We start from the raw sequence: 18,246 nt of genomic DNA, 5'->3' as shown, positions 1-18,246 counted from the left end.
CAATCCGTCATTGTCTACCTCTAATCCGTTTAATCGCATCCTCAGTCACCGGCTCGAAGAGGTTAAGAAGGTTGCCATCGGGATCGCGGAACAGCATAGAATGGTTCCCCCACGGCATTGTGGTCGGTTCCTTTACCCAATTCTCGACAAATGGCTTCAAGCGCACGTATTCGGCTTCAACATCGTCGACGAGGAACTCAATAATGACAGTTCGATTATTGGCCCCCACTACGGAATCAGCGCCGAATAGCTGCGCCGTCTGGGAGTGGCCGATTGCAAGGGTGCATGATGGCACAACGAGTTCGGCAAATACAGGCGCAGGCCGCTCCGCCGAAACCCCCAGGACTTTCTCATAGAACTCAACGAGACGATCCACGTCGTCAGTAATGATGCGTACAGAAGCGAAATTCACAAGATATCATCCTTCCTAATTTTACTTATATATTTCCTTTACATTTACAGGTCCAATTATAAAAAAACGCTACTGACAACGTTATGTCAGTAGCGTTTTAGAATTCTTTGGGTTATCACACGAATCCGATTTCGGAATGATACGGGAATTCGAATCATTAGTCCAGTTCGACAAAATGGCGGATGTCTTGGTGTAGATCACACTGTAATTCTTTTCGGAATAATGAAATCTGATCGAGATTATCCTTTTCGTTTGACGAAGCTGCATTTATGATACGCTCCTACGTACCAAGTGCTGTACAACCGTCTTAAGTAAAAAAGATGCAACAAGACTTTTTAAGAACTTAATGAGCTATCGTGCGAATCACCCTCAACAGCGATAGGTTTATTCTATTAACTTTTGAGGCTAATGACATATTCTATCTTTGATAGATACTATTTAAAGACCATTTCTTGAATAATCCTCTTTAATACATAAATCATCATTAATTTTAATAACTATGATAATAAAAAGCTTCAAAATCAAATAATAATCAGTCTTATACTGGTTCTCATCGCTTCCATTAGTTCCATGCAAATATCTATTTCGAATATCAAACCCATTAGTAAATTTAGATTTATTCAGATAATAATCCAGATAATTTTGTTCATTTCGTGATAGCAGTGTACTTTCAAAGGTCACATAATTCTTCTTTTCAAAATCATCTATTACACTTCTAATCTCTTCAGGGCAATGCCAATAACTTAATACATCCTCATAATATAATTCTTTTAGGATGTAAACAGTCTTAAAATCCACAATTTTAATATAGCCATTATCATTTTCGAAAATCAGTTCATTATCAAATAACCATTGCATTCGCAAAAGCTGGTGTTCAAGAAAATCGCTTTTTTTAACAGAATCTTTGACTACTAAATTGATGAAATTCTTATATTTTTCTTTTTTATTTGGCAAATAAAAAATACCACTTTGATCAGAAAACAATAAGTATGCTGCAGTTTTATACCAACCATCCAACGGATACACATATTTGTTGGTATTGAATGATTTGATTTCATTATTTTTAAAGCTAGAAGAAGAGAGTTGAATTAACTCTTGGTCAATTTCCCCATCTTCTACTAATGCGTTGTACTGTTTAAACACTCTATCTATTTCCGGTAGAATCGACCTGCATTTTTCAAAGTATGGTGTAACATCAGCTGGCATCTTTACTACGAAATTTTCTTTCGAAAATTCATCTTTTATATACTCCATAAAAAACCATTCAATCATATCCTCAATTCTTATATTAAAGGTATTCATCACCAGTATATAGCTATTCACTTCAGCATTAGCTATCATCTCCAGAAAATTAAATCCAAATGATGTTCTATATAAATGACTTCCTGATGGACTGAACGCCGACTCCAAAGCACTCATACTATTTATTTTGGATACTAAAGTTAATCTAAATTTATCATCTACTATATTGAATAAGTGTATAAAATTATTCCAAAGTGTAGGGAAATCTTGATTCTCTTCAATCCACTTTCTACTCACCTTAATATCCACCGTTGTACCTGTTTTAGCAATAATTATTTCCTCATTAAGGTCTGTCGGATATAAAATTGAAACACTTGATTCAATTCCTGCTCCGTTACTGAATATTTTTTCGTTTTCAATAATTTCTTTTCTTTTTGCGTGTAATTTCACTTTGTCTGGAATAATAATTCCCCGATTTGTTGGAAACGTAATAATACTTCTGAGATAATTGATGTTTACCTCTTGAGAATTAATATATCTATCAATTAATTCTACTACTTCATCACTTGACAATGAAGGTGGCAAGGACAGTCTCGTCTCACCAAGATATTTTGAAATAACTGTCTCAGCATTTCTATGGTCACTAAGAATTTTCTCTTTGATAAGAGAATCATAACATTCAGTTAGTTGTTTAAATTCAAGCACCATATAAATGTGAACATATTCTTTATTCAGTAACTCTTTGAAATCCACTTCGTCAATTTTTTCATATAATTTATACTTCTCAATTATCTCTAAAAAATCCTCGGTTTCAATAAAGTCAATCTCATCATACAATTTAGCATAATTTGAACCAGATACTCCTAAAAATTGTCCAATTTTTTTGCGCAATTCTTTCTCTAATATTTTACAATCACTATGAGTTAATTCTTCAATGTAGTCAGAAAACCTCTTTATTTCAAGATACTTAAGGATATTATGAAATTCGATTATGTCAGAAATTTTGCAATCCTTATCAAAAGCACTTGCATTGATTTTATCAGCAATTTTGCTTAGTTCTATACCACAAACCATATCATGTTCAGAATAAAACTTAACCATATCCAAAAAATCCACCTCAATTCTTTAGCAAAGGTTTACAAATCATTCTAGTCCACTCTTTCCGACAGCGTTGTGTTTTCAATGGTTCAAAAAAACGGTTGTACCTACTTGAGGTAAGGTTCCTCGCATCACAGTCAAAAAAAGATAAAAACAAAGTAACATTACACCCTTTCCTGTGTGCCAGACAATCTTCCTTCTGAAATCTTCTTCATTGCTGCACTAATTATATTTCGCCAGCATACCGACAAGTAGCTCCTTCACCAATTTAGTTAGTTCTTGCGGCTGCTGTATCTCTGCTCCATTGCACAGACCGATCACGAACCGGGCAAAGAATTGCAGGTCTTTATGCGGGATCTCTCCTTCCAGCCAGCCGGTGCCGTTCTCACGGATATGCAGCAAGGGCGCCGACCAAAGCTCGGCTTCACAGGCTTGTACACCTTCATCTGTCAGCTCTATATGTATCCGTACCTGCTCTTTCTTCTGGTTAGACTCCTGGTCCCGGAGCACACTCATCTCCTGCAGTGAGTCTTGTTGCTGATCTATGTTCCCTGCCGGTTCCAGTTTGTTGTAAGCCTCTCTATTTCCCAGATGAACATGCCGCAAATCCAGGGGGGCAGGCCCGGACACCGCATATTTAGCTGTATGAATCCGGTCACATCGAAACACGCGGACGCCGCCGCGCAGGAAACAATAGGCGGGGCAATACCATAATCCGCTGCTGGCATAAATGCCAATGGGTTGGATTGGACGCTCCATACGCTTGCTCCTGGTTTCATATTCAATATTCAGTACTTTCTGCCCTGTTGCCGCTTCCAGCAGTATGGATAGATAAGGAAACTCTGCCTGGCGCCCTGGGGTTACAAAATCAATCCGGTTCTTCATCTCGTCAATACGGTCACGGACATCTCCGGACATATAATGATAGAACTTATGCAATGCGGATACAGACTCTTCCTTGAAGGGCAGGTACTTGTAGTGGCGCAGGGCATGGCTGGCAAAAAAGATCGCCACCGCTTCCTCCTCCGTGAACGCAATCGGCGGGAGGATTCTCTCGTTCAGCACCTGGTAACCGCCGTGCGGCCCCACTTCGGAATATAGCGGAACACCCAGCTCCCCAAGTTCCTGCAAATCCCGCAGTATCGTTCTTGAGGATACGCCATATTCATCCGCCAGTTCTTTAACAGTAAATTTCCGCTTGCGGTTAACGGTCATCATCAGGTCAAGCAGCCGTTTGGATTTTGACATGTCATAGCTCCATTAACTTTTTTATTTGTGACAATACTTGTCACTATTGTACCCTACAATGAACTTATAGCCCAGCTCAAGCGGGCAAATTCAACAGTAGGGAGCGATGGGAACATGTCAATACAGCTGAATCCTTTTATACTGCTTGACGGAAAGGCACGGGAGGCGATTGAATTTTATCAGAAGACGCTGGGGGCAAAGCTACTCTTCAAGCAAACTGCCGGAGAAGGTCCGCAGAATCCCGATAAACCGATGTCAGAGGAAGCTAAAGCACGTATTGCCCATTCAGTTCTGCAGGTGGGGGAGACGGAATTTTTCCTGGCTGATCTGGAGGAAGGACAGGCGCTGCTTCCGGGGAATGGCATTAACATCTGCCTTACCGTAGACAACACTTCAGAGGCTGAGCGGCTGTACCATTCTATCAAGGAAGGCGGTCAAGTTGAGGTGAAGCTGGGGCCCGCTTACTTCAGTCCTGCTTACGGCATGATTACTGATAAGTTCGGGGTAGTGTTCCAGGTATTTACGAAGCGGGGAACCGGAAAGTAACCACAAACGCAGAGCAGCAATTCTCCAGTAACGGGAGAATTGCTGCTCTGTTAGCCTTTTTGCGGTTATAAATGAGAAGGGTCTGTCTCCACTGTCATTTACTTAATGAACCGGTACAGGATCTCTGCGGATTGAGCCCGGGTTGCCTGACTGAGTGGTTCCAGAGTAGTGCTGCTGGTGCCTTTCATCAGACCGAGATTCAGTACGGCATTCAGCGGCGTCTGAGCCCAGTCATGGATTTGGGACTGGTCGGAGAAGACAGCAGTTTGTCCTAAGGATACCGGAGCATCACTGGATTTCAACCGGTAAGCATTATAGATCATGACAGCCATCTCTTCCCTCGTAATGGTCTTCTTCGGAGCGAATTCATCTTGGCTGATCCCTCGGATAATACCAACCTGATACGCCGCAGCTACCGAAGGATAAAACCAGCTGCCTGCGGGTACGTCCTTGAATGGGAGAACGGTATTATCAGCTTGCAACCGCAGGGAACGGACCAGCATTGCAGCAAATTCCGCGCGGGTCACTTGACGATCCGGTGCGAACGCCGTATCCGTTACACCGTTCACGATATGTCCAGCGGATAGAACCTCTACAGCTCTATGTGCCCAGTGTGACTGCACAAGATCCTGATAGGATTTGGTGTAAGTCCATACCCCGTACTTGCTGAAATGGTTAAGCTTCGCAGTCATAGTACCGGTCGCGGTATCGAAGGTCCCGCCTAGATACTCCAGTTTTTGATCTGCTGTTAAATGGTAGATCCCCATCAGCTCCCTGTCCGCCTGGGTGCTGGCTGTGAGACTCAGTCCCACCGGCTGAACAAACGGAGCAGAAAGAACTTGAGCCGTTCCATCTTTGAGGAGCGCCTTAATATTCATATCTACCACGGGCCCTGCTGGGGCAAGCTGTCCTGTCCATGACGAGGCAGCCGCATGAATCCATGTTGCTTGCTCCGATGCAGGGATTGGGGCAATGCTCCACTTAATCGCCTGAAGCTGATCGGCACCCACAGCATTCACCCATTGCTGCAGTGTCTCAAATGGCACTTCCAGCTTGCTGCCATCCTTGACGGAGAACTGTAGCGATATTTTGGCAGCAATAGCCTTCTTCACTTCATCCAATGTTACAGTTACGGCAGAACCGCTAGTATCTGAACCGGACAGGGCGGGAGTAACAGTAACGTTGCCATCATCCTTGCTACCGCTACCACTGTTGGAAGAAATCTTCAAGGGAACGCGGCTCAGCTCCAGACTATGGTCCAGCACAGCAGAAGTAAGCACGATCTCGTAATTTCCGTCCGCAAGCGATTCTGGCAGTACGATCTTCTGGGAGAAGTCGGCTGCACCTTTAACGGACACTGTATCTTGCCAGCGGTATACGCTCTCACTTACGGTTGTATTGAAGACTTCGACGGTCACCGGCAGAACCAGTGCCGGGTTTGTTTCTTTGACATAAGGCGAGACTGGGATGACGTCGGTATAAGCACTGATCCCTTCTTTGGCGGACATTGCATACGTGATCTGGTCTGTCCCATCCGCAGAGCGGGAGAACGACGTTGTGCCGCTCAGTACACTACTGTCCACGTTGGCCGGGGCAAAGTGACGGCTGTGCATCGCAAAGGAGAGGCCGATCGATTTAGTATAGAATGCACTGTCATGCGCTCCGTCCCGAATTTCGGCATAATGCGGTATACCAGCATTCATCAGATACTTGTGCAGTGTATTGACTGCAAGGTCGAACTTGTAGCCGTCCAAGTTACCGGAATCGATGTACAGAGAATAGCGTTTGAGTGCATCAATAGGATACTGGGTCACGATTTTAACCGGATTCTGTCCGGACATCGTAAAGGGGAGGGCCCCCATGTGACTGGCTACGCTGGAGAACAAATTTGGATATTGAAGACCGATAGCGAAGGCACCGAAGCCACCCATCGAGACACCGGATGTGGCTCTGTATCTTGCGTCATCAATCGTTCTATACTGATCATCGATCAGTGAAACCAGATCCTTGGTGACCATGTCCTGCCACTTGACACCATCGGCTCCTTCTCCGTTCACCCACCAGCTCATACCGCTGGAATCTGGAATGACGACGATCATGTCACGGAGTGAGCCGTCTGCAATGCCGTTATCCAGAATCTGGTCAACTTTGTCGATTTCATAAGATTCGCTGTCACTGTTGAACTGGTGCAGCAGGTATACCGACGGATAGCGCTTAGACTGGTCTGCCAGATAGCCAGGAGGCAGGTAGACGCGGTATTTAACCATGCGGTTTGCACTCTTAGAGAAGAACTCTGTAACGTAAAACCGTTTCTGGTCTCCGCTTTCCAGCAGCTTTCCTCCGGTATGTTGATAATACTGGGAGACTTGTCCTTCCTGGATGACAACATCCTGTCCGGCAGTGTCCTTACCGGTCATTCGGATATAGGCCGTATACAGATACTTGCCGTCCAATTCGAATACATATGGACTGGTAATAACGGTCTTAATGGAACTGTAGCTGTTCACCAGCTTGACAGCCTGATCCGCCTTTTGCAGCTTACCATATCCTTTTTCAAAATAACCCGGTGCGAGCGTGTCACGGTAGGCTGCGAAATTTTTGGAGGCAATCGCGCTTATCTGCTTTTCCGCTAATGCCTTTACTTCGGTTGATAGGGACTCTGCCGGTACTTTAGATGGCAGTTTCTTCTCTTTTTGCAGGGCAGCCTTAGTATAAATGCCTACAGGCCCGGCATACCATCCGCCTCCACCATTCTGATTGTAGATCCGGATAGAAATCCGGTTCACTTCGCCCCGTTTCAGGAGGCCCGAAGGGATGCTGTACTCCCGCGATTGTGCCCAGAATGAGGAGGTGTATCCGCCGTTTTTGAATCCTGTTTCTGCGATGAGCTGACCATTAATGTAAGTCTGGTCAGCGTCATCAATCTTGCCGGCCAGCAGCGTAAGATCTTCATCCGGAAAATCCTCCGGCACCCAAAACTCGCGGTAGTACCAGGCAGCTCCATAATAGCTACCCATGTCGCTATAGTTGCCAAAGCCGTTCGTCCACCAATCAAGCCCCGGCTGCACAATCCGCCAGTCACCCTGCTGAAGATCCGGTTTCAGGCCTTCTACTGTGCTGTCTGGAAAGGTGTCTTTGGTAAAGTACCAATCTCCCAGCAGGTCAATTTGGGTATCTTCTGGGGAGCTGCCGATCGGAGTTACCTGGATCAGCGGCTTGGTGCCGAAAGAATAGGAGCTGCCCAGCAGATGCCCTTCTAAGGACACCTTGAAGCTCTTATCCGTTCCCAGCGCCGACACGGGAATCGTGAAGGTGCCGGTAAAGGTGTTTTGGTTAGAGGAAGTTACCACATCGCCCAGATCTGACTGATCACTAAAGCGATCTTCACCTTCTGAAGTTGTGACCTTTAAGCGGGTCAACAAGTGGAAGTCGCTGCTCGCTACATTTCCATACACATACTCGGTTACGAGTGAGCGGTTCAGATTAATTGTATAGTCCACCTGTACTTCAGTCTGGTCCGAGATCGCCTGAGGAGCCGCTGTAAAGCTGCCGGTCACCAGGCTTGAGCCAAAACTATTACTGTGCATGGCGAAAGAACGGTCCAGATAAGTCAGGTAGTAATCTCTCGTATGTCCGCCAGGCCGCATCTGATATTCGTGCCGGATATTTTTACCCCGGAAATAGGCGTGGATATCATTTGTCGATCCATCCGCATAAGTCAAGGAATCTTCTGTGCCCCCGTCCAAGTAGTAATTATATACCCCCAGCTGTCCTACGCTCATAGATTGGAGGAGTGTTAACGGGTTTTGTCCTTGGATCGTTGTGCCGAGTGCACCCATATGGCTTGCGATCGAACGAAACAGATCGGGATGCTTGAGGCCGAGCATGAATGCACCATAGCCGCCCATTGAGATTCCGCTGATGCCCCGGTATTGCGGAGAAGCGATTGTCCGGTAATTGGCATCAATTGAGGGAATGAGATCGCTTACAATAACATCCTCCCAAGGAGCACCGGGCTGGTTGATGAACCAGCTGTCACTGCCTGTATCCGGCATGACGACGATCATCTTCTGCATTTCTCCGTCCGCGATCCATTGATCAAGCCGACCTGCCAGGCCGTCTTCCTCGAATTGCAGACTGGACCCTCCCTCGTCATGAAGCAGATACACTACCGGAAACCGTTGATCTGAATGCTCATAGCCTTCCGGCAAATAAATACGATAACCCAGCTCTTTATTCAAGGTTGCAGAGGAGTATGTTTCTGCATAGAAACGGTCCCCCGTAATTTGCGCCGCAGCCTTTACTGGAAGCGGTTGCAATACTGAAGTAATGACTAAGAGGGCAAGTATAATAGATAAAAACTGACGTGCAATCGGTCTTTTCCGAGTGACCAAATAACATTCCTCCCTAAAATTAGTTATTCTCTGTCTTGCAAAGTAAGTATAAGTATAGAGGCTAATGAAGTTAATGGATTAAGTGCGCTGAATTGGGATAATCTGCGCTTTTTCAGAAGTAGAATGAAGAATCCAGAATATAGCGGAACACCCAGCTCCAGCTCCCCAAGATCGGCATAATGCGCAACAAACCGGGCATCGTTCCGGTCCATACATACATTAACTTTGGATGCAAAGACTCACTTGACATTAGTTTGACGTCAAACTATAATGCAGATATGGAAACTAGAGATGTCATTTCATTGATCTCCAAGATTAGGGAGAAAGTAAACCGGTTCATTGTTGCAGAGATGGTAAAGCAAGGGATAGAAGGTATTGGCACTTCGCATGGCGATATTATCTATGCGCTGTTGAAGCAGCCCAGATTCACGATGGCGGATATTTCTAAGAAAATACATAAGGATAAATCAACAGTCACAGCACTCGTCGACAAGTTAGTCCGGCTTGGGTATGTGGCCAAGGAAAGGGATAGTAAGGACTCGAGGGTTGTGTATGTTGCTCTAACTCCAAAGGGGAGAGAATTGGAACCGGTCTTTGAAGCTATATCTGCGGAATTGCTAGACTTGTTTTACTTGAATATCTCGGATAAAGAAAAGGAAGATTTACTTAGCATTTTAGAAAAAATACATCACAACTTCTAAAAAAATTTTAACCATATAGTTTGATATCAAATAATATAATGAGGAGGAAACCATGTGAGAGATTTTACGAAAGAATTGCCGGAGCATACGGAGAAATACCTGGGGAACAACGATCTATTTCTAGAGATATTCGAGGGGGAACTTCTATCGAAAGCAGCTAACCATAGGCCGCCATTGCTTTTTGTCCACGGTGCCTATACGGGCAGCTGGATGTGGAGTAAATATATCCCTCACTTCATCCGTAATGGATGGACATGTTACGTGATGAATTTGAGGAGCCACTACAAAAGCAGACTCCTGGATATGACAAAGATAACCTTCGAGGATTATTTGGAGGATATTCAAGAGGTCATCGCTGAATGTGGCGTTCCGCCGATTGTTATCGGTTTTAGCATGGGGGGTATTCTGGTCCAGAAGTTGGCCGAATCGGCCGATATTGCCGGACTCGTGTTAATTGATTCAAGCATAAGCAGAGAAGTTCATGATGTCGTACCTTACCAAGATATAATCCCGATGACCCCTGGCATCCTATTGCCAGCCCCAGACCGTGAAGATTCAAGTATAGATGAAACACCGGAAGACAGTCAATTTCAGAGAAAATATCTGAGCATGGAGTCCGCTAAGGCTTTTAGCGCGTTCTCTTTTCATTTCGGAGCAGCAGGCATATCCATAGACAGCCGTTTGATTTCTTGTCCGTGCCTGGTTATCGCTGCAGTAAGCAGTGATGATAGCGACCGCCGGGGCAGAGCGGCAGCAGAGCACCTCCATGCTGAATATAAAGGACTGTGGAACACCACACACACTGGTGTGCTAGTAGGGCAGAGATACAAAGAATCGGTAGATACCATACTGGACTGGCTGCAGAGATTGGAAAAACAACTATAAAAGGCACCCGGCAGACCTGCCGGGTGCAATGAATAAGAGCGCTCAATACAGCGCACGCCACAAATAAAAGGTGGCATAGGCTTCCCATCCGCGCCAGGGCTCCGCCAGCTTCAAAAGCTCCGCCGGGGTCGGCTTCCGGTCCATGCCGATCAGGAATTTGACCGCATTCTGCAGACCCACATCCCCCACCGGGAACGCTGTGGTGTCATCCAGACAACGCATCCTTACATACTGCGAGGTCCATGGGCCGACACCGCGGATCTGGAGCAGCCGCTGCTCGGCAGCAGCAGGGGATGGCAATGCCAGCAGCTCTTCGCGGCTTAAACTGCCGCCGGCAATCAGAGCAGCCACGTCCAGCACGGTCCTCGCTTTGCTGCGGGTCAACTGCAAGGCGCACAGCTCCTCCAGTTGCACATCCGCGAATACCTCCGGGCCGGGAAATTGATAATACATATGCCCTTCCCATTCCAGAGATTCTCCATAGGCGGCAGTCAGCTGCTGCTTCAGCCTGTAGGCAAACGCCAGGTTCACCTGCTGACCCAGAATAGCCCAACACAGCGCTTCGAACAGATCGGGAATACCGACAATCCTCAGGCCTCTGTGCTGCTCCGTAAGCGGCCCAAGCAGCGGGTCCGACTCCGCCAGCCCGTAGAACGGCTGCAGGTCACGGTCCAGATCGAACCATTCCCGAATATATCGGGCCAGCCATGCTACCGCACCTGGGCTAGGCACCTCCCCGTGCAGCAGAGTTACCCGCAGCCCGCTTCCTTCCGGGACCATCAGCCGGATAAGCACCGGCTTGTTGTCCAGATTGAAATAACGGGTCACCCCTTCCTGATCTGTCCTGTACAGGCATTCCAGCGGCGAGCGGTTCAAATACTCCAGACAAACACCGAAATCAAAGAACTCCGGCAGCGGCAGTTCAAAAAGCAAACCGTTCATGCCCCGCCTCCCCCACATGCATAATACCTTCCAGCACCAGCAATTCCTGCTTCAGCTTGAGCCCGCCCCGGTAGCCGGTCAATGTTCCGTTCGTGCCAATGACCCGGTGGCAGGGCAGAATGACAGGCAACGGATTCTGCCCGTTGGCCGTGCCTACCGCGCGCATAGCCTGCGGCCTGCCAATCCTCCCGGCAAGCTCCCGGTAGGTAATGACCTCACCAAATGGGATGGTCGCAAGCCCCTTCCACACCTCCTGCTGAAACGGAGTCCCCCAGATATCCAGAGGAATATCCTTGAAGCTGACTGGTACTCCCGCAAAATAATTTTCCAGCTCACGGATCATTCCCAGCTGGACAAATACAGCCTGATCCTTTTGATAACGGTGCCTTGGAGCATAGGTTTGCAGCCATTTCCCCTCAGGCAGCTTCTCCTCTCTCCCAAAGGACAGACGGATTAAGCCTTTGTCACTGGCCCATAGAGTCCAATCCCTATTCCCCAGGTTCAGGGTATGATGGTAAATCGTGATCTCACTCATGATGAATTCCTCCTCCGTTTTGGCTGCGGTATTCGGTCGGCGGCAAGCCGGTCTTCCGCGTGAACCACGCGGCAAAGTGCGAAGGCCCGCGAAAGCTCACCGCTTGTCCCACCTCGGCAACCGCAAGCTCTGTATCGGCCAGCAGTGCACAGGCTTTCTCCACACGCAGTTGATCTAGCCTCTCCGCGGGCGATCGCCCGGTGACCCGCTTGTAGGTACGCTGCAGATGGAAGGGACTGACCTTCAGCGCTCCGGCAAGGGTCTGCAGAGTGACCTTCTGCCCCAGCTTTGCCTCCAGCAGCTTATCCGTCTCGGCCGCAAGCACCGCATCCGGACGCAGCACGCCGCCTTCTTCCGGGCGGCATCTTTTGCAGGGCCGGAACCCGGCGGCTACCGCCTGCTCCAATGAATTATAAAACACGACATTCCCCGCCTTAGGCGTTCTTGCCCGGCAGGAAGGGCGGCATACAATATGTGTTGTCAGCACCGCTGTATAATACACACCATCATAGGTGGGCTCGCGCCGCACAACGGATTCGTAGATCTGCTCGAATAACGCCTGTTCCATTGTCAATCACCTCATACCGCCAGTATATACGATTCAATTTACCTTATGCAGCCCTTTGGAATAGGAGAGCAAGATTACGACAGTTCAAGAAAAGCAGCATTCTGCGCCATCGTCAACTCATCTGAGCAAATACCATAGGGAATTGTCAGGACCAGTACCGTGCCAGGAAGAACATAATATGGTAATATTAATATAATTTTTTCCATTATTGAAAATGCAGGAGGATCGCTATGCAAAAGCACCAATGGTTATTAAGCACACTCTTTCTTTCCTTTGTGTTAGTTGCAGGTTGCAGCCAGTCCGCATCTAATAACGTACCCGAACCCAGTCCCCCGCCCTCTGAAACTGCGGCTCCAGCACCGGAGAACAATACTTCTCCGCAGGACAGCACAGCCGAAACGGCAGCCGTTCAAGCCGCCACTGAGTATAAAAATTCCGAGTACACGGTCAAGGATTACGCGGATATCCTGTCTGAAGAGAGCATCGAGCAGCGAAACGAAGCGATGAGATCCTATCTGACAGAAGACTTTTATCAAAAAGCAGTCAATACCCGTTACACTGCCCTGCCTTTAATGGTTGTCCAGAAGCAGCACATGTCTGTGCAGCCTGAAAATTTAAAGTTCACACTGACGGATGGAACAAAAAAAGATATCATCGAACTGAAATACAACGTAGACCTGGTCTTGCTGGATCAGGAGGGCAAGGAAAACCAGCGTGTGTCTATGGAGGGAATATTGACTATGTTCAATGTGAACGGACAATGGCTTGTGCAGGGCGACCGTTTTGACCAAGCCGCGTTCAACAAGCTGATCAACTAATCATCGGTTATCGCAAAAAAAAACGCCCCTCCGTGACCGCCATAAACGGCGCTTGGAGGGGCTATATGTGTATATTCCTTTTTCTATATACTGTATATTTTACGTTGTTACAGGAATATATTATATTGCAGCTTTAGGGGCCTGAAGATCCACTGAAGCATCTGTTGCCGGCGGATTCTTCTTTTTCATGTAACCAGAATAGTAAGCAGTAATGATTGGAACGAGTATGGAGGTCACGATAACCGATGCTGCTACGAGTGCGGTTGCTGTCTCAGCGGCTGGCAGAAACTCAGGTTTCATGTTGGCAACCAGCATAGGGTTGGCTACAGCGGCACCGGCAGTACTGGAAGCGGCAAGTCCGGCAGTCCCGTTACCACGGCCAATGTACTTGTCGGCCAGAATCAATGGAACACCTGTAATGATGATAACAACAATACCAAGGAGAATACCGAGCAGGCCTGTATCTACAATGACACCCAGGTCAATGGAGCTACCCAGTGCGAAACCAAAGAACGGAATAAGAGTCTGTGTAGCTTTGCCGAAGTAAGCGCGAAGATCATGGTCCAGGTTACCCAGCAGGAATCCAATCAGGAAAGGAAGCACAGCGCCTACAAATACATGCGGTTCGAATACGGCTACCCCGGTGCTTCCCAGGATCAGCATAGTAACAAGCGGACCGGATTCCAGCGACATCAATACAAAGGCGCCCGATTCTTCTTTGGTGCCATACTGCTGCATAATGGAAGCGTACAAGCCGCCATTGGTCATATCCATTGCGGAGATGATCGCCAGAACGGATAGTCCGGCAAAAAATCCGGTTTGAACGCCGCCCTCAGGCAGGAATTGAATAGCAATCAGGGCTACAACCCAAGCTACAGCGATTTTGGTCAATACGAGGGTACCGGATTTGCGGAGTACCGTTCCGGTTGCTCTAACATCAATAGCAGCACCCATACAGAAGAACCAGACTGCCAAAATAGGTACAGTACCTGTCATCAGGCCTTTGGTGAAGCCTCCGAAATATTCGCCTGCATTCGGAAAAGCGGTGTGAATAATGGCGCCAAGGAACAAAGGAATCAGCATCATGCCGCCAGGAACTTTGTCGATCGTCTGTTTGATTTTCATGTGATTGATCATACCCTTCTCTTAATATGCCTTAAAATTTTGCAAATCTTGATAATTTTGTCTTGCATAGGCGCAGCAAATCAGTCCCCCCAGCCTAACTGTCCGTTACAGTACGCAAACCTGTGATCAGCTGGCTCTGAGGGAAAATTTGCTTGACTACGCTTTCACGTTACTTACGGCTAAGTCCGAGCTCCGGGATCATTTTGGCGAACAAATCGTCGCTTTCTTTTAATTGCCGGGAGAATTCTTTGCCGTCCTTAACCAGCAGTCCAAGTCCATTTTCATTCATATACTCGCGGAATGCCTTGTCTTCGGTTCCCTTGATAAATGCCCCGGCGAGTATATCCGCAATCGCGTCCGGTGTGTCCTTTGGTACAGCAAGTCCTCTCCATGTACTGGTGAAATTCACATGTATTCCGGTCTGCTCCTCCAGAGTGGGAACGCCCGGCAGCGCTTCAGAGCGCTTGTCGGCGTTAACCGCCAGTGTCCGCAGCTTTCCTTCATCCACATACTTTTTCACTTCGGCGGGACTCACAGGCACCGCATCTACAAAACCGTCCATCAAAGCGGAGACGGCGGGCCCAGCACCTTCAAAGGGAATATGTGCAAACTTCACACCTGTTTCCCGTTCCAACGTTATGGCAGCTAAATGCCAAATGCTTCCCGTTCCTGCGTTCCCCATTTTCAATTCACCTGGATGCGCTTTCGCAAAGTCGAGAAATTCATTAACGGTTTGCCACGGCGCGCCTTGCCTTACGGTAATGGCGGAAGGATCAAAATTGGTTTGAGCGATGGGTTTGAACTTCTCATAGGTAATCGGCAACAGGCCCAGATGTGGAAGGATGGTTAACTCGGCCGGCAAAAAAGTCACCGTATATCCGTCACCCTTGGCACTCGCGCCCTCCATCAGTCCGACGGAACCTCCGCCGCCTGTACGGTTGACAACGATAACCGGCTGTCCCAGAAACTTCTCTGTCGCTTTGGCTAATGCCCTTGCTGTTGTATCCGTTCCTCCGCCTGCAGCGTACGGCACAATTAATGTGATCGGCTTCTTGGGGAAATCGTGATCTCCCTTGTTGCTGCGATCGTCCGTTACGCGGTTTCCAATAAGAAGGAGGATGACCACAGCGAGCAGCGATGCCGTCCAGATTCCTATTCGTATTCCCCGTTTCAAAAGCATCCCTCTTCTCTTATTAAAGGATATCGAGCGGCTGGCCGGAACCTACATTCCTGCCGGTTGCTCTCTCGCCTCACCCCCGAATTCTCAAGCATCAGCTAGTGTACTTCGTAGCTGTGAAAGTTTTCTCAAATAGAACTTTATCCTATTCGGGGGTGTCCTACAATCGTATTATCTTATTCGGAATCCTCAGAAACGCTGGAATGGCGCGGTTTTGGCCGATCTGCATACTCGCTGGCATATTTGTTACTCTCCCGGAACTTGCCGGGTGTCGTTGATTTGATTTTACGGAAGGCCCGGATGAAGCTATTCTCATTCTGGTATCCTACCTGGAGGGCAATATCGGCAATTTTCAGTCCGCTGTCCAGCAAAAGCTCACAGGCTTTATCAATTCTCAGGTTGGTGAGGTAGTCATACACGGTTGTTCCCGTCTCTTCTTTGAAGAGGGTACTGACCGAGGATACCCCCATATTGATATGGGCTGCGATATCCTGAAGTCCGATGTTCTCCTGCAAATGACTCTCCATATACGCGATTAGGCTCTGCACCTGCAGATATTCCTTCGATTGCCGGTGTGCGCCCAGCACATTAGCCATATGAACGACGATACGGCACAACATATCTTCAAGCTCGGTAAGATCCATAGTCGTTACCTGATGCCAAGTATAGTCGGCAAGCTCGGCAGGAAGAGGATGTCCACCGGCTGAGGCTATACTTATAATCTCCTCTAACAGATCATTAATGGACCGGAATACCTTTTGCGGTTGAATGCCCTTTTTGCGGGTATCGGCTGCTCCTCTGCGGACCCACTCCTGTCCCGTCTCAGCATCGGAAGAATTCAGCGCGTGCAGCACCTGCTGCCTCCAGGCATCATCGGATGGTCCGACGCCCTCTGTATATTGGTTCTCCATTTCCGTGTATGCATGTACAAGTCCGTAACCTTCATACAGCCGGCAGGATAAGGCCAACATGGATTCGTTGTACGAATGGGCTACCTGTGAAATACCGGATGCGGTACTGCCGATCCCGATGGATACGGATAATTTCAGAACTTCATCCAGAATGCCAACCAGTCTGACCGCTTCCGACTTAAGATCACGTTCTTCCTGCGTCAGGGGCTGAAGCAGCACGGCTATACTATCCTTCTGCGGAGCCGCAGTTACAGCTCTCCAGGAGGGCTCAAAATATTCCAGGATAATGTTATTCATCGCATATTTCAGCAGCATCTGGTCCTCTTCCATAAAAGCCGCCGCCCACTGTGAATGGCGGTCAACCGATATCATCACCAGCTCAAAGGGACCCTCCTGCCAATCGGCAAAATAATGCTCCCACTTCGTCTGTATTTCCTGCGTGCCCATGCTGCGGGCAATTAGATCATTCACATATTTGGAACGCAGCTCCGGCAGGCTCCAATCCGCTACCAGCGATTTGCTCTGGAAATCACCGACCAGCTTGCCGATTACCGGCTCCAGATCATACAGATTGCCATGTCCGGCCGACTCCATATCCGGTGCCAGCAGCTTGTTGATCCGCTTCAGAGGCCGGAAGGCTGCAAAGTTATAATAGTAGATCGCGCAGCAGCCCACAGCGATGGAGATCAGCGACAGCATAATCATCATGTTCCGTGCCGTTGTCACATTTTTGAGCAGCTGCTCCATGGGAACGAGTGAAACCAGCCGCCAGCCGGTCACATTGGAGAAGGTCTGGTTGGCCATATAGGCCTTGCCCTCAATCTTCACATGGGCGAACGGGCTTACATCAATGTCTTTCAGCATCTTGTTCATTTCCGCAAGGGGAAACGGCACGTTCAGCTTCGGATAGATCAGCTCGCCTTCAAGATCGTACACCAATTGATAGCTCGACAGATGACTGTACATTTTGGAGAACAGCATGTCGTAATCCAGATCAATCAGCACAGCTCCCGTCACCTCACCCTTCTGGACAATCGGGCGGGCTAAGGACAGCAGTTCCGTGTTGCTGAGCTGGGGGTCGGTGCCAGTATATACCCTTCTCTTGATGAGCAGAGGCTTATCCTTAATCTCCTCAATCCATGAGGTCCAGGCATGCTCCGGCGCCTCATCCCAGGAGGCTTTGTAGCCGTAGCCGCTGGAAATCACGGAATGATCCTTGAATTTGATCACGCTGATGGCGTGAATGTCCGGCTCTGTCGCGAGCGTTATCAGATAATCCTGCGGCCCGGCGGCGATGCCTGCCTGATCTGCTGAGGCGGAGTCAATATATTGTAGGATTACAGGGTGAAACGACAGATCCACCGCTTTATTGTCCGACTCCCGGAATGCCCGGTTCGTCACATCCAGATTGATCTGCAGCAGCTCTATATTCGGCGTGTTCAGCTCGGTATCCAGTGCGTTCCGGTATTCCCTGTAAGAGAACAGGCCGATCAGTATAATCAGCAGCGATACACTGACGGTCAACATCAGGATCAGCCGGTTTTGTTTGTTGTTCAGCAAATATTTTAACTTGAATCGCAGCATTGGCGTTGCTTCATCCTTCCGCGGGTCTTTTGACCCAGACCATAGAGTAGCATGTTTTTT

General features: G+C 48.0%; 14 protein-coding genes. 4 read left to right on the top strand and 10 right to left on the bottom strand.

Features of this window, described 5'->3' with window-relative positions; genetic code table 11:
- Positions 1-7 precede the first annotated feature (7 nt).
- From AC0MA3_RS17140 to AC0MA3_RS17130, 3 genes are all read right to left on the bottom strand, one after another.
- On the bottom strand, positions 8-412 hold the full coding sequence (locus AC0MA3_RS17140) for a VOC family protein (RefSeq protein WP_474657076.1): 405 nt from the start codon (positions 410-412) through the stop codon (positions 8-10).
- A gap of 438 nt (positions 413-850) precedes the next feature.
- Positions 851-2,761 (bottom strand): hypothetical protein, encoded by a 1,911-nt coding sequence (locus AC0MA3_RS17135; RefSeq protein ID WP_474657075.1) that lies wholly within the window; start codon positions 2,759-2,761, stop codon positions 851-853.
- A 213-nt stretch (positions 2,762-2,974) separates the two neighbouring features.
- A complete protein-coding gene (locus AC0MA3_RS17130; RefSeq protein ID WP_474657074.1) occupies positions 2,975-4,000 on the bottom strand; it encodes a helix-turn-helix transcriptional regulator in 1,026 nt (341 codons plus the stop codon).
- A 114-nt stretch (positions 4,001-4,114) separates the two neighbouring features.
- Here AC0MA3_RS17130 and AC0MA3_RS17125 point away from each other — a divergent pair, with 114 nt between their 5' ends.
- Positions 4,115-4,546: a VOC family protein gene (locus tag AC0MA3_RS17125; RefSeq protein ID WP_474657073.1), complete on the top strand. Its 432-nt coding sequence runs from the start codon at positions 4,115-4,117 to the stop codon at positions 4,544-4,546.
- 98 nt (positions 4,547-4,644) lie between these two features.
- Here the strand turns inward: AC0MA3_RS17125 and AC0MA3_RS17120 are convergent, their stop codons facing one another.
- On the bottom strand, positions 4,645-8,940 hold the full coding sequence (locus AC0MA3_RS17120; RefSeq protein WP_474657072.1) for an alpha/beta hydrolase-fold protein: 4,296 nt from the start codon (positions 8,938-8,940) through the stop codon (positions 4,645-4,647).
- 179 nt (positions 8,941-9,119) lie between these two features.
- Between AC0MA3_RS17120 and AC0MA3_RS17115 the strand changes: the two genes are divergently transcribed.
- Positions 9,120-9,641, top strand: coding sequence for a MarR family winged helix-turn-helix transcriptional regulator (locus tag AC0MA3_RS17115; protein WP_474657071.1), 522 nt, complete (start codon positions 9,120-9,122; stop codon positions 9,639-9,641).
- Between the two features lie 54 nt (positions 9,642-9,695).
- The gene (locus AC0MA3_RS17110; RefSeq protein WP_474657070.1) at positions 9,696-10,526 is read left to right on the top strand and encodes an alpha/beta hydrolase; all 831 of its coding nucleotides are present in this window, start codon (positions 9,696-9,698) and stop codon (positions 10,524-10,526) included.
- A 42-nt stretch (positions 10,527-10,568) separates the two neighbouring features.
- On the opposite strand, the gene AC0MA3_RS17105 is transcribed toward AC0MA3_RS17110, so the two are convergent.
- The 3 genes from AC0MA3_RS17105 to AC0MA3_RS17095 are packed head-to-tail and all read right to left on the bottom strand — an operon-like array spanning position 10,569 to position 12,571.
- Positions 10,569-11,468, bottom strand: coding sequence for a DNA-3-methyladenine glycosylase family protein (locus AC0MA3_RS17105; protein ID WP_474657069.1), 900 nt, complete (start codon positions 11,466-11,468; stop codon positions 10,569-10,571).
- On the bottom strand, positions 11,449-12,003 hold the full coding sequence (locus tag AC0MA3_RS17100; RefSeq protein ID WP_474657068.1) for a methylated-DNA--[protein]-cysteine S-methyltransferase: 555 nt from the start codon (positions 12,001-12,003) through the stop codon (positions 11,449-11,451). The genes AC0MA3_RS17105 and AC0MA3_RS17100 overlap by 20 nt, the downstream gene beginning before the upstream one ends.
- Positions 11,996-12,571 carry a bifunctional transcriptional activator/DNA repair enzyme AdaA gene (locus AC0MA3_RS17095; protein WP_474657067.1) on the bottom strand — a complete coding sequence of 192 codons (576 nt, stop codon included), beginning with the start codon at positions 12,569-12,571 and terminating at the stop codon, positions 11,996-11,998. Before AC0MA3_RS17095 ends, AC0MA3_RS17100 begins: the two co-directional genes overlap by 8 nt.
- A gap of 230 nt (positions 12,572-12,801) precedes the next feature.
- Here AC0MA3_RS17095 and AC0MA3_RS17090 point away from each other — a divergent pair, with 230 nt between their 5' ends.
- A complete protein-coding gene (locus tag AC0MA3_RS17090; protein ID WP_474657066.1) occupies positions 12,802-13,389 on the top strand; it encodes a hypothetical protein in 588 nt (195 codons plus the stop codon).
- Positions 13,390-13,509: 120 nt separating this feature from the next.
- Here the strand turns inward: AC0MA3_RS17090 and kdgT are convergent, their stop codons facing one another.
- The 3 genes from kdgT to AC0MA3_RS17075 form a co-directional block, all read right to left on the bottom strand.
- Entirely contained in the window at positions 13,510-14,514 is a 1,005-nt protein-coding gene (kdgT, locus tag AC0MA3_RS17085; protein ID WP_379158731.1) for a 2-keto-3-deoxygluconate transporter, read from the bottom strand.
- A gap of 169 nt (positions 14,515-14,683) precedes the next feature.
- Entirely contained in the window at positions 14,684-15,694 is a 1,011-nt protein-coding gene (locus AC0MA3_RS17080; RefSeq protein WP_474657065.1) for a tripartite tricarboxylate transporter substrate binding protein, read from the bottom strand.
- A 173-nt stretch (positions 15,695-15,867) separates the two neighbouring features.
- The gene (locus tag AC0MA3_RS17075; protein WP_474657064.1) at positions 15,868-18,186 is read right to left on the bottom strand and encodes a helix-turn-helix domain-containing protein; all 2,319 of its coding nucleotides are present in this window, start codon (positions 18,184-18,186) and stop codon (positions 15,868-15,870) included.
- Between the last annotated feature and the right edge of the window lie 60 nt (positions 18,187-18,246).

The organism is Paenibacillus sp. LS-5, assembly GCF_056121505.1.
Note: the sequence above shows the minus strand (reverse complement) of the source record. Positions and strands in the feature narration are given on the sequence as shown.